Source organism: Ignavibacteriota bacterium, assembly GCA_016708125.1.
In the GTDB taxonomy this organism is placed as follows: domain Bacteria; phylum Bacteroidota; class Ignavibacteria; order Ignavibacteriales; family Melioribacteraceae.
The window spans coordinates 2,726,648-2,740,719 of the sequence record JADJGF010000001.1; the positions used below are offsets into that span (position 1 = coordinate 2,726,648).

Sequence of the window (14,072 nt, forward strand, 5' to 3'; positions counted from 1 at the left end):
ATTTGAATTATATCAAATTTATGTTAACACAACCAATTAAACGTATTTCGCTTTATTTTGGTTTATACTTTGGTTTGGTAATTCCGTTATTATTTTGTTTGACTTTTGGAATTGGAATTGGTGTTTTGACTTTTTACCCACTATTTGAAGAATATTTAAGCATTGCAATTTTACTTTTAATAACCGGACTTTTCCAAATTCTAATTTTTACCGCAATTGCATTTTTAATCGCAACTTCAAATGATGATAAACTTAAAGGATTGGGAATATCAATATTTGTATGGCTGTTTTTTACAATAATTTATGATGGATTAATTTTATTTATACTTCAAACATTTCAAGATTACCCGCTTGAAAGAATTGCGCTTGGATTAACAATGATAAATCCAGTTGATCTTGGCAGAATATTTATAATTCTAAAATTTGATGTATCTGCGTTAATGGGTTATACCGGAGCAGTTTTTGAAGATTTTTTTGGAAATAATGTTGGTCTAATAATTTCTTTATCTGTTCAGATAATTTGGTTTTTGATTAGCTTTATTTTTGGATTAAAAATATTTAAATCAAAGGATTTCTAATTAATATTAAATAATTCATATATAATATATTCAAATTATATATAAAATTTAATTCTTGACATCACGCCTCATTCTAATTATTTTAAATCAGACACATTATTCTGTTTAGATCATTTGATTATAGAAATATGGAAATAAAATAAAACTGTATTGTTCAATTTATCACTTCCTTTAAACCTATTTCTATATTCGTATATATAAAAACAATTATTTTATTAAAACTTATACTTGGCCTTAAACAAAAAATAGTTTTTAATAAAACTGAATTTGCAATTTTAAAAATATAATTGTCCATAAACGGTAATCCTTGAAAAAAAAAGGGAGCTAAATGAAAGATTTTAATGAAGTAAATGAAAAAATGACAATTAAAGAAATTGTAATAAAAAATTTTAATACAACCTCTGTTTTAGATAAATATAATATTGATTATTTATTTGATGGAAATATTTCATTGGAAGTTGTTTCGGCTAAAAATGCAATATCATTGTCCTATTTAAAAAAAGAACTTAATAAAATATTGAATAACAAAAATCTTTATGCAGATAATTATAATGAATGGGATCTTCCAACTTTAACAAACTACATCCTTCAAAATCATCATAAGTATGTAAGCGAAGCAATAATTAAAATTAAAAATAAAGTTAATAAATTTGAAGAAACAAGCGGGAATGAATTTATTACTGAAATTACAAATCTCTTTCAGCAGTTAAGCAAAGAGATGGAAAACCACATGAAGAAAGAAGAAACAATATCATTTCCATATATAAAGTATCTTTTAAGCTGTAAAAAATTTAATGAAAAACCAAAAATTAGAAGAAGCGGTTCAATAAAAAAAAATCTGTTTACACTTGAAAATGAACTCGCAAGTGCAAACTATGTTCTAATCAAGATAAAAGAAATTATTAAGAAATATTCATTACTTAATAAAGATAAAATTGCTTTAATAGAATTAAATGAATTGTTAATAGAATTTGATAAAGACTTAAAAAAACATGTCCATTTAGAAAATAATATTTTATTTCCTAAAATAGTGAAACTTGAGAATCAGTTAATGAAATTAAGATAAATATTGTTATTTAGTGGGCTATAAGAATATATTTTAAATGTTAGGATAAAATTGAATTTGTCTAAATATATATTAACCGCAGCTATTTTCGGAATTGTTTTATTTTTTATTGGTCAATATTTTTCTAAACCTATTCTTAATCTATTCAGTGCCTTGTCGATATCAATTGCAGGAATTTTAATTGGAATTGAAGCTATCAAAATTAAAATATTTCGTGAAAAATCCAGATATAATAAAAAGGAAACTGAAACATACATTGGTTTTGCAGCAACGCTAAAAGGAATTTCAATAATATTAGTAGGACTATTTATTTCATTTTTAACATTAGCATTTTATTTCAATTTTGGTGAAACAGTTACGCAATATTTTATTAAAAATCCGGGAATACCCTTAATTCTAATAGGTATATTTTGCTTAATTATTTCTGTAACAACAATTATTGGTTTTGTTGAACAAAAAAGTGGTTCTCGATATCATAAAATTTTAGATTTGATATTTAATAGGTTATTCCCTTCACTAATATTAGCACTAGTTTCAATTGTTATGCTACTATTCGGATTCATTGGTATCTATGATCAAAACAATCTTGAAAGAATAGTCCGAAATCTTATAGAATTTTTATTTTGATTGTCTTATTGGCATTTAATAATTGAATTAAAGAATAAATGTATTATTCCTAATTCAGCAAAAATTAAATTTTGTGGTGTCATAGTACTTTTAAATTAAATTTAAACGATTAACAAAATAATAATGTTGTATGAGTTTATTACTTCGTTTTATCAAATGGAATTATCAAAAGTCCATTTCTGATAAATCCAATTAATAAACTGGATTCATTTTAGTAAAGAAGATTCAGGTGATACATATGAGTATTAAGGATAGTTAAGCTGTGAAAACACAGTTAAAAAATATAATTAGAATGAATTGTTAAAAGATTTTGATATAAGATTAGATAATATCGAATAGAATATAAGCGTAATATGATATTACCAAATAATCTTTACAGAAATTACATTGTTTATTTTTTGTTAAATGAAATTGTTAAATAAAATATGAAGTAATACATTTTTACGACTTCATATACTAAATTTAACATAACTTTAATTTGAATGATTTTAAATTGGAGGATACAATGACACATAGTCAACTAGCCTATAAATTATTAGTATTTCATTTTCCAGTATACTTTTTCAAGGCTAAACTAAAGTATATTTTGGCTTTAATATTAATGAATTTGTTTCACCTTTTACTACCGGATGAGTTATATTGTCAATCTGGTAATGCTTTCAGACTACGCGAGAAACTGCCTGAAGTTATTGCGCCTTGTAGAGATAGTGCCCCAGGTTATTGTGTATCAATAGGTGGGAGTACAGTCTATGAAAGGATAACAAATGTACATGTTTTAGAAAGACCAGGAAATATATTAGATATCACAGTTGATGTATTCATTGCAAATCCAACAAATTGCCAATTTGGAAAACCATGTCCGGTTTATGATAAAAATCCAGAAAATGTAAATGTTTGGATAGACTGGAATGGCAATAAAATTTGGGAACCGAATGAAAAAGTGCTTGATGCTGCTTTAACAAGTTATAACATAAATTACGGGAAGAGTATGGTAGCTAAAGCCACTGTGAATATTCCACCCAATGTTATAAAACCCACATATTTAAGGGCAAATTTAGGGTGGGGATTTGATCCTGAAGATCCATGCGGTTCTTTTTGGGGTTATGGAAATGTGGTCGATCAACTTGTTTTATGGAATATGAAAGTCGCCAATATTACTGCAATTTCTAATGTGGAAATGCTTGATGTAACTACACCTTTATTGTGGTCGGCTGATTACGATGAACGTGGCGATACACTCAATACAGTATCAAATTTTCCGCTAGCAGCTAGTATGAAAAACGGATTTGTAACTTTATGGATAAATCTTAAATCATTTCCTTCATCTATTGGAGACGATTCAAGAACAGATGTTGAATGGAAAGTTGTTGGAACTAATTCTAAGAAAGCGATTGAAGGGGGGATCGATAGAATAATTGGCAAGAGTGGTTTTTTAAATGTCGATTTTCCTCAAAAGATTGGCATGTACGATCTGAAATTAAAATTCAAGTTCAAGAATAATCTGAATAACAATATTGGGGAGCAGATTATTTCATTACCATTTTGGATTAGTTATGATAAACCGCAGATACCAACAAAAAAAATTTGGCTCCAAAAAGCAATCGAGTGGACTCAGGGAATACAAATGTCAAATTCAATAGAGTATGAGCTTGCACAAAAGATAATGGAGGGAATTTATTCAAAAAGTGGCTGGCAGTATAATACATCAGTATTCCAGTGGTTCAAGCTTATTGAAGGTTCAGAAACTTATGGTGGTAATTGTGTGGTAATGGCTAACATATGGTTAAATTTGCTCAAATCATTAGGTGTTGGAGGCGTATCAACAGTTATTGTTGAAGGAAAAGTTGATAATAAAGGTTTTATGTCAATACCAGGAATAAAAGCATTTGGTTCACTACCAAGTAAAAATGGCAATGCAACTAAAGAATATATTTTGTATCCAACGTATGATCGCTGGATTTTTCAACAGCATACTTTTGGCCAATTGGGTAATAGATACTTCGATCCGACTTTTAATATAACTGGAAGTGAAAAATATTTTCATGTTGCTCACAGTATTATAGGTATGAACCCTCGCATGGATTTCTTTATTACTGATGCAGGAGGACCAACTATTCAAAAGAACGGCAATAATGATTTTGCAGAAGGATGGATGGCGTATACTTATAAATATGAGACATTAAGGAATAATATATCTTTAAATAGAAATGAACCTGTAAATGCCGCATTTACAGGATCGTTTTCAGAAAAGTTAATTGATAATAATAATGATGAGATTTTTGATCAGCTTTCAGGAAATGTTGGTGTAGAAATAACGAATCCAGGAAAATTTATGGTAACTGGATATTTGAGAAAGGATAACCGCTTAATTACATCGCAACCCTATTATGCATCACCCGTAAGTTGGTTTGAAATCGTTGGACCGCAAGCTGGGATAATTGAGGTTCATCCTCTTTTTAGTGGTGAAAAGATTTTTACTGAAGAGATGAATGGTTCTTACAACATATATTTAACACTAACAGATAGTACTGGTGCAATTATAGATACTGCACTTTTTAATACTTCTACATTTAATTATCAACAATTCGGTGAGTTGCCAGCAAGGATATTAAGTTTGTATGAAAATGCAGTTGATACAAACAGTGATGTTTTTTTTGATATATTAAAAATAAATGCGGAAATCATATCTAACAAAACGAATCAATATTTAATTCAAAAATCTTTATTCCATCAAGGACAAGTGCTAACTTCCGAAAGTGAATCTTTAATATTAAACTCTGGAAATAATCTATTAGACTTATCAATTGGTGGCAAACCAATTGCGATATCAGGATTTAATGGACCCTTTATCCTTTCACTCCAAGTATCAGATATGGATGGAAATCAGACTGCCTATCATGAGATTCAGACTTCCAATTATTTGGCAAGTCAATTCAATCCACCAATTGCAAAGATAATCGGAGGAAATTCTGATCAAGGGGTTGATATTAACTCAAATGGACTATTTGATACGCTAAGGGTTTCGATTAGTGTACAGACTTTGAATTCCGGTTCTTACTCCATACTTGCATGGCTGATGGGAGAAAATGGAGAAAACATAAGTTTGGCACGATCGAAAGGTTTTATAGGAATTGGGATGAATGATATTGAACTAAATTTTCCTGGGGTCAACATTAATAATAACCAGTTGGATGGTCCATATAAAATAGGATATGCAATTATGTATGATGATAGCTCAAATTTAATATTTTCAGGTATTGATATTTATAAAACACAAAATTATTCTGCATCACAATTTGAAGAACCAGAAACACAAATTATTTCAACAACAGGAACTTATTCTGAGAATTCGATGGATATTGATTCCGATGGGTTAATCGATAGTCTTATTGTTCAAATTGAAGTTGTCCCAAAAGATTCAGGAAATGTGGTTGCGTATGGTCGCCTGGTAGATTCAAAGAGTGAAACCATTTTATGGTCCTATGCAAGTAAAATACTAAAAGAGAATATCCCACAATGGATAAACTTACAATTTGATGGAAGATTTATATACGGAGGTTTGGAAAATGGTCCATACCAACTTAGAGATCTTCAAATTTATCATTCTGGAGATCCTGAACAACCAATTTATATTCCTGAAGCTTATACAACACAAACTTATAAATATACAGACTTTAAAAAAACTGGAGTAATAACAGGAATAATTTCCGATGCAAATGATAACCCGGTAGCAAATGCATTTTTAAAAATTTCTAATAATGATAACGATTACTCAAATAATTATGGTAAATACAATTTGGTTCTGTTATCAAAAGGTGAATTTATTGTAAAAATTGAAGGACTCGATACTTCCAAAATTCAGTGGTCAATTAACATGAATGGAAACCAATTAGATGTAGGTGATTCAGTGAAAATAAATGTAGACACAAATCAAATTGTAATTGTTGATTTCAAAGCACCAATAGTTTTAAGTTATAAGCAAGGAGTATATTCAGAAAATTTACCTAAAGAATATTTCTTAGGACAGAACTATCCTAATCCGTTCAATCCATCTACGCAATTTGAATTTGCGCTTCCAAAGAAATCTAACATAAAACTTAAAATTTTTGATGCTTTAGGTAATGAAATTGCAAATTTGATTAACGAATCAAAACCCGCTGGTAATTATCAAGGTAGTTTTAATGCAGTTGGTCTGCCAAGTGGAATTTATTTTTATAGATTAGAAACGGAAGGGTTTAGCGAAACCAGAAAAATGTTATTGATAAAATAAAGGCCAAAGATTTGAAATTTTTAAAAGGCAACATTATAAATATTTTTCATATTTCGCGTTTAGTATAAAATTAATGGAATTTAATTATTGAAAACATAAAATAATATGAATAGAAAATTTATATCATACTATTTAATAAAATTAACAAAAACGAACATTGCTTTTTGGATTCGATATGAAAAACATAAAATTAAAACAAATTTCATTAAAAGTTTTTAAGAATTTATTCGATAGGTCAAAAATATATTTTACTTTTGAAATATATAGTTTGTTGAAAAGTTAAAAAAGACAATGCAATTTCTTAAAGAAAAAAAATATTGGATTTTATTATTAATAATACTAATTGCGTATTTTGAAAATGTTTTTCCCCAGAGTCAACAGTTTCGTCAGATTACTGTTAAAAATGGACTTTCCAATAGTTATGTCAATTGTTTATTACAAGATCGAAACGGTTTTATTTGGATTGGAACAGATGATGGGCTTAATCGTTTTGATGGATATGAGATAAAAGTATATCGTAATAATTTAGATGACAAAAATTCAATTACAGAAAATATAATTTGGGCAATTTGTGAAGATCATTCAGGTTATTTATGGATTGGTACCAAAACAGGCGGATTAAATCGATATGATCCAAAAACAAATAAATTTGAGAAATGGAATCTTTCGATATCTGATTTACCTGAAATAAATATAACTTTTATCTTTGAAGATAGTAAACGAAATATTTGGATAGGAACATACCGTAACGGTCTTTTCAGATTGAATGCAAATACGAGTGAGATTGAACATTGGCAAAATTATCCAGATAAACAAAAGGTGTTAACGGATAACTTTGTTACATCAATTGTAGAAGATCAGTTATCAAATATTTGGATTGGCACATATAATGGGCTAAACAAATATATTCCTAGTGAAAAGTTAATTTCTTTCAAAGAAGTTATCAGCGATTTCAAAATTCCAGTTTGGCATCTATCAAAATCATCATTTTATAATAATAGTATCTGGATTGGGACATTAAAAGGGTTGAAGAGGCTGGACATAATTACTGAAAACATTTCAAATGTTCAACTTCCGCAAAAAGATGGATTAAATTTCGGATTGAGCGTTAGTTCAGTTGTTGAAGAATATTATTTAGATAATAAAATACTTTGGATTGGTACATTTGATGGACTTGTTAAAATAAATTTAACAACTAGTTTCAAAGATAGATTTCTTGAGGAGAAAAATAATGATTCAAATTTACTAAGTAATGAGATTCATGAATTAATGATTGATAAATCTGGAGTAGTATGGATTGCAACAGAAAATGGATTGAATTTCTATCCGGCCAAAAAATCGAAATTTAATTTTAGAATACCAATAATTGGAAAAATGCTTGATTTTCCCGAACTATTTAACAATAGTGTTAGAGCAATAACACAATCAAAAAATAATTCTTTATGGCTTGGTACTGAATTAGGTTTATATGAAATAAGAAATAATGGCAAGAATATTAAGTTAATGCAAAGTTCAGAATTTAATTCTTTGAACGTGTGGTCATTATGCAAAGGAAGTTCAAATAATATTTGGGTTGGAACCTATGGTCAAGGAATTAAAGAATTGGACTTAAATACACAAAAGATCAAATCTTGGAAAGTATCTAATCCTAATTTCAATGAACAAGCTTATAATTACATAAGGACTATCATTGAAGACAACAATGGAGAACTATGGATTGGATTTTGGGGAGGTGGTTTAGCAAGACTAAATCCAAAAACATCCAATATTGAATATTGGAGAAATGATAAAAACAATTCTAATAGTTTAAGTTATAATGATATCTGGGTGATAATTAACGATCGCAGAGGAAGAATTTGGATTGGAACAAATGGGGGTGGATTAGATTTATATCAAGGACAAGATAGAAACAATTTTTATAACTGGAATTTTAATAAAACTAATAAACAAAAATTAAGCAGTAATAATATTTATTCAATATGTGAATCAAATAATAGAAATATTAAAGAAAATGAAACTATACTCTGGATTGGTACAGCTAATGGATTAAATAAATTTGTAATTAGTAACGATACAAGTTCAAGTGAAGCAAAAAGTCTTGATATTCAAATTAGTTATTATACAGTTGCAAATGGATTACCTGACAATACAGTTGAAAGTATTTTAGAAGATGACAATGGTAATCTCTGGATTGGAACAAGCTCCGGCATTTCCTTTTTCAATATAAAAAGTAAAAAATTTACAAACTTTACAACTGAAGATGGTTTAATAGGTACCTCCTTTAATACTGGTGCAGCTTATAAAACTTTTAACAGGGAAATGTTATTCGGAAGCTTAGAAGGGCTAAACTTTTTTAACCCAAGTAAAATTGAATTGTCAAAATATTCATCACCTATTATAATAAGTAAATTTCAAGTCCTAAATAATTCGAAGGGAAATAAAAGTAATTCTGAACTGATGATGAGTAGTTATAACAATGAAAAAGTAACATTATTTTACAATCAAAATGATATCTTTTTCCAGTTCAGTTCACTTGATTTTAATTCACCCGAGGAAAATAAGTATCAATATTATTTACATGGATTTGATGATGATTGGAATTTTAGTGACAAACGGAGATTTGTTACTTATACAAATCTTGATCCTGGTGAATATGAATTTTTGGTGAAGGCAACAAATAGCGACGGAGTATGGAGTAAACAGATTGCAAAGTTAAAAATACTAATAAATCCACCATTTTGGAAAACATGGTGGGCTTATACTGTTTATGTTTTAGCAGGGTTAAGTCTGTTGACTTTTATAAGAACAACTGAGATAAAAAAAAGAAAAATAAGAGAAGAAGAAAGGTTGAGACATGAAAGAGAAACAGCTTTATTGCGTGAAGCTGAATTGAAAACAAAAAACATAGAGCAAGAAAAGGAAATAGAAAAACAAAAAATAAGAAATAGAATTGCCCAGGATTTACATGATGAGATTGGGAGTAATCTAAGTAGTATATCACTGATGAGTGAAATTATTCAAAAGGATGTAAATACAAATTCAGAAATAGCAGAAAAGTTAAAACGAATACACAAAGTTGCAAAAGGATCAACACAATCTATACGAGATATTGTATGGCTTACGAATCCCGCATCCGATGGGTTAAGCAATCTTGTTTCAAAAATGAAAGAAGTAGTAGAAAACACTAACTGGAATTTCAAACTCAACTCTAAATTCCCACAAAAAGTAATTGATGTGAATCTAAACCCTGAATTAAAAAGGAATATTTTTTTCATATTCAAAGAAACCATGAACAATATTGTAAAGCATTCTAATGCGCAAAATGTGGAACTAAAATTTGAAATTAAAGAAAATATTATTTTACTATCAATCAGTGATGATGGCAAGGGATTTAATAAACTTGGTAATTTTAATGGAATAGGTATAAAAAATATTAAAAATCGTGCAAATGAAATTGATGCAATTTTAAATTATGAAAGTAACCTGGGCAGTGGAACATTAATGGAACTGGTTGTTAATTTCACGTAAATGCGTGATTGAATATTGAATGTGGATATTTATATTGATGCAAATTTAATTTTAGAAAAAATGAAAACAATGTACTCAGCTGAAGTATTGATCATTGAGGATAATGAACTGCTTCGAGACTCACTCAAGGAGGTCATAAACAAAAGTGATTCGATAACATGTGAAAATACGTTTAACTCCGGAGAAGTTGCTTGTGAAGTTATAAAAAAAAAGGAATTAGTCCCCGATATAATTTTACTAGATATCGGATTGCCGGGGATTAATGGGGTTGACTTAATTCCTGAGTTAAAAATATTGACGCCATCTTCTAAAATTGTTATCCTAACAGTTCACGATGATAATGAAAATGTTTTTAACGCAATTTGTGCAGGAGCTTCGGGATATTTATTAAAAGATTTATCGTGTGAGGAAATTATAGCATCTCTACTTGATGTTATGAATGGAGGTGCTCCAATGAACTCACATATTGCTAATAAAGTACTAAATATGTTTAGAGATCAAAATGTTAAATCGAGTGCATATAATTTATCTGAAAGAGAAAAAGAAATATTAAGCTTATTAGTTGAGGGACTAAGTAAAAAACAAATAGGGAAAAAAATATTTCTAAGTCATCATACAGTCGATTCTTATCTACGCAACATCTATATAAAGCTTGAAGTTCATTCCCGAAGTAATGCTATAACTAAAGCACTTAAAGAAAAAATAATTTAGTCCAATATTCTCTTAAAATAAGTTTAAGTATTAATTGTTAAAATCACGTATTTGCGTGATGCCAAGGTAAATCTTTGGATTTATTTTGCAAGTAAAAAAGGAAATAAATGTGAACAACTATCTGAAAACTTTTTTACTTATAATATTCTTTGCAAATCTCATTAATTCACAATCTGACTGGATTCCAGAAACTTCATTTGGAAACAACGGTACTACAAGAATTAATTTTGGATCCGCACATAGTGATTATCCAAACGATATACTTCTTCTTCCTGATAATAAAATTCTTATTGGCGGTATAACAACATCAAGCACAGAGGGATATTTTGTATCAATGACTCAACTTTTGGAAAATGGGCAACTTGATAGTTCAAATTTTGGAATAGATGGTAAAGTCCTGATTCACTTTGTTGGAAGAGACCACGCTAATGTTCTAAAATTGCAAAATGATGGGAAAATTTTAGCAGCAGGTGCTGAAGCAAATAGTAATGCATCAAGTGCAATTACACCTTCGTTATATCGATTTAATGCTGATGGTTCTTTAGACACAACCTTTGGCAATAGCGGTAGAGTAGTGCAAAGATTTACTGGAAATTCGGCTGGTACATTATATGGAATTAAAGTGTTAGATGATGGTAGAATTTTAGTTACGGGTGTCAGTTCTACAATTCATGGATTTGGAGCGATGCGTTTTCTACCAAATGGTCAACTTGATCCTAATTTTGGAGTTGGAGGGATTGCAAGAATAAGTTACCCAATAGGGGGTCATTCTGTAGCAAGTCTTTTCCTTGCTGATACCGCAATTATTATGGCGACGGTTGATATATCACCCACCAATATCGTATTGGCTATGATGGATAGTTCGGGGAATCCATACTCAAATTTTGGTGATAATGGAGTTTTGCAGACTGATATCGTGGGTAAATATAATTTTTCGGGTGGTGAAACACTTCTACTAACAGAAGACGATAAAATATTATTATCGGCAACTACACCAAATTCAAGTCCAACAAAGTTTTCAGTATTCAGATTTTTTCTTGATGGTTCTCTAGATTCCACATTCGGAACAAACGGCAGAACAGATATCGCTTTTTCATCGAGTGATGTTTGCTATGATATGACACTTGATTATAACGGAAAAATTTTGCTGGTTGGAAAGGGTGGCGGTGGGTCCGGATTGATGAGATTAAATTCTGATGGCTCACCAGACACAACTTTTGGACCTGAAGGAAAATTTACTTATGATCTTTCAATTGGAAATGGTTCAAATTATCTAAGAAGTTGTCTCCCATTATCTAATGGGCGCATTATTGCAGCAGGAATTGATCATACAAGTAACAGTGGTGATTACGTTGTTGTTAAGTTAACTCAGAATCCTACCGGAGTTGATGACCAGAACTTCATTCAACCAAATGATTTTGCTCTTTATCAGAATTATCCAAACCCATTTAACCCAATAACAACAATAAAATACAGTGTAAGTGTTAAATCATATATACGTTTATCTGTCTATGACATTTTAGGAAGAGAAGTATCAACATTAGTTAATGAATCAAAACATGCGGGAAATTATGAAATAGAGTTTGATGCTTCACATCTTGCAAGCGGAATTTATTTCTATAGGCTGCAAGCAGATCCATTTATTGAAACAAAAAAGATGATTCTGCTTAGATAAACGTTTTTATGTAATCATATAATTGTAGATAACTTGCTTAATAATAAACATTAGAATTTGAGAATTATTCTAGTATTGAAAATTAGATCATCAATTGGAGAAATTTATTAATATGTATTTAAATATATTTTTTAAAACTGGCTTTAATTATCAACTAATATTTTGTTGTTTTGTTGTGGCTTCATCTTTTATTTTTGCGCAAAATACAGCAAAATTTATCGGTCTTGGGCATTTACCTGGCGGTATATCCAGCCGAGCTTTGGATGTATCTGCCGATGGGTTAGTGGTTATAGGTGGTTACAGTACGAGTGCAGTTCAGTCTGGGTTTATATGGACAGAAACAAATGACTTTCGACCTATTAACAATTTCTTTATTCCTAGAGGTATATCAGGAGACGGTTCAGTTATAGTTGGAAGTTTAAGTGGTAATGCTCTAGCGGGGATGTGGGTGAATGGCTCTACCAGCCAGCTTCCACCAATTTGGACTGGTGTTAATGCCAGCAGTTATGCTATGGCTGTGTCAGCGGATGGAACAATCATTGTCGGTTACAGTTCTTCAACTGAACATGGAGTTACACAAGCCACACGTTGGACAGGCGGGCAACCCACTGGACTAGGGCTTGGACCAGGCGGAGATGCAAGTTTTGCGTATAATATTTCACCAGATGGAACTTCAATTGTAGGAACATTCAGACTTGACCAACCATCACCGGATCAAATAAGCCATGCATTTCTAAGTCTTAATGGCGGTAATATCCAATCACTTGGTGCTGGAACTTACCTTGAGAGTCAAGCTTGGGGTGTCTCAAATGGTGGTAAAGTGGTTGTCGGTGCTCTTACAGAAATTTACTCAGGTCCTTTAACTGCAGCCAAATGGACTTCAACAGGTGGGTGGGAAACGCTACGCGGAACAGTGGGAAGCAGTACTGCATTTGATGTATCGGCAGATGGTAGAATTATTATCGGCTCAATGGCGGGTAAGGCATTCATTTGGGATGCAGACTCAAGTGCGCGCGATCTTAAAAGCGTGCTGGAAAATGAGTATCATCTTGACCTCACTGGTTGGATTCTTACCAATGCTACAGCAATTGACAGTTCTGGTACAGCTATTGTTGGCTATGGAAACCACAATGGAATGACTGAAGCATGGTATGCAAAACTTCCAAGTTTGAATATAACAAAACCAAAGCTGAATACGCTCTGGATAGCAGGCGAAAAAGATACAATCAAGTGGAAAGGCGGAAAAGAAAATCAATATTTACAAATAGAATATAGTGCAGATTCAGGAAAGACATTTAATATTATTAATTCTATACCGAATGCTGATACTGGACTGTATGTATGGGATATTCCCAAGAACATCTTATCTAAAAAATGTATGATAAGAATTGTTGATATGGCTGATACAACAATTGCAGATACCAGTAATGTATTCAAAATTAAGCCATATATACTTACACGCGACAGCAGCGGGCAGTATGAACCTTACAGAAAGATAGATGATCAGTGGGGATATAAGAACATTCAGTTGGATATGTTTCCACAAACATGGTATCAGCAGTTCGATTATCAAGGAGTAGATCCATTTACTGGAAGCCAGTATTCACAATGGCAAGG

General features: G+C 30.6%; 7 protein-coding genes. All 7 read left to right on the forward strand.

The genetic code is table 11. The annotated features are described in order from the left end of the window. Window positions 1–20: 20 nt before the first annotated feature. The 7 genes from IPH62_11980 to IPH62_12010 all read left to right on the forward strand — a co-directional run bounded on the left by IPH62_11980 (window position 21) and on the right by IPH62_12010 (window position 12,455). Window positions 21–578 (forward strand): ABC transporter permease subunit, encoded by a 558-nt coding sequence (locus IPH62_11980; protein MBK7105991.1) that lies wholly within the window; start codon window positions 21–23, stop codon window positions 576–578. A gap of 328 nt (window positions 579–906) precedes the next feature. After that, entirely contained in the window at window positions 907–1,644 is a 738-nt protein-coding gene (locus IPH62_11985) for a hemerythrin domain-containing protein (protein MBK7105992.1), read from the forward strand. 57 nt (window positions 1,645–1,701) lie between these two features. Continuing rightward, window positions 1,702–2,271 (forward strand): hypothetical protein, encoded by a 570-nt coding sequence (locus tag IPH62_11990; GenBank protein ID MBK7105993.1) that lies wholly within the window; start codon window positions 1,702–1,704, stop codon window positions 2,269–2,271. Between the two features lie 505 nt (window positions 2,272–2,776). After that, entirely contained in the window at window positions 2,777–6,541 is a 3,765-nt protein-coding gene (locus IPH62_11995) for a T9SS type A sorting domain-containing protein (GenBank protein MBK7105994.1), read from the forward strand. 291 nt (window positions 6,542–6,832) lie between these two features. Further along, a complete protein-coding gene (locus tag IPH62_12000; protein MBK7105995.1) occupies window positions 6,833–10,069 on the forward strand; it encodes a hypothetical protein in 3,237 nt (1,078 codons plus the stop codon). A 15-nt stretch (window positions 10,070–10,084) separates the two neighbouring features. Then, window positions 10,085–10,780: a response regulator transcription factor gene (locus tag IPH62_12005; protein MBK7105996.1), complete on the forward strand. Its 696-nt coding sequence runs from the start codon at window positions 10,085–10,087 to the stop codon at window positions 10,778–10,780. Window positions 10,781–10,889: 109 nt separating this feature from the next. Further along, complete coding sequence (locus tag IPH62_12010; protein MBK7105997.1) at window positions 10,890–12,455, forward strand: T9SS type A sorting domain-containing protein; 1,566 nt, start codon at window positions 10,890–10,892, stop codon at window positions 12,453–12,455. The last annotated feature ends 1,617 nt before the right edge of the window (window positions 12,456–14,072 follow it).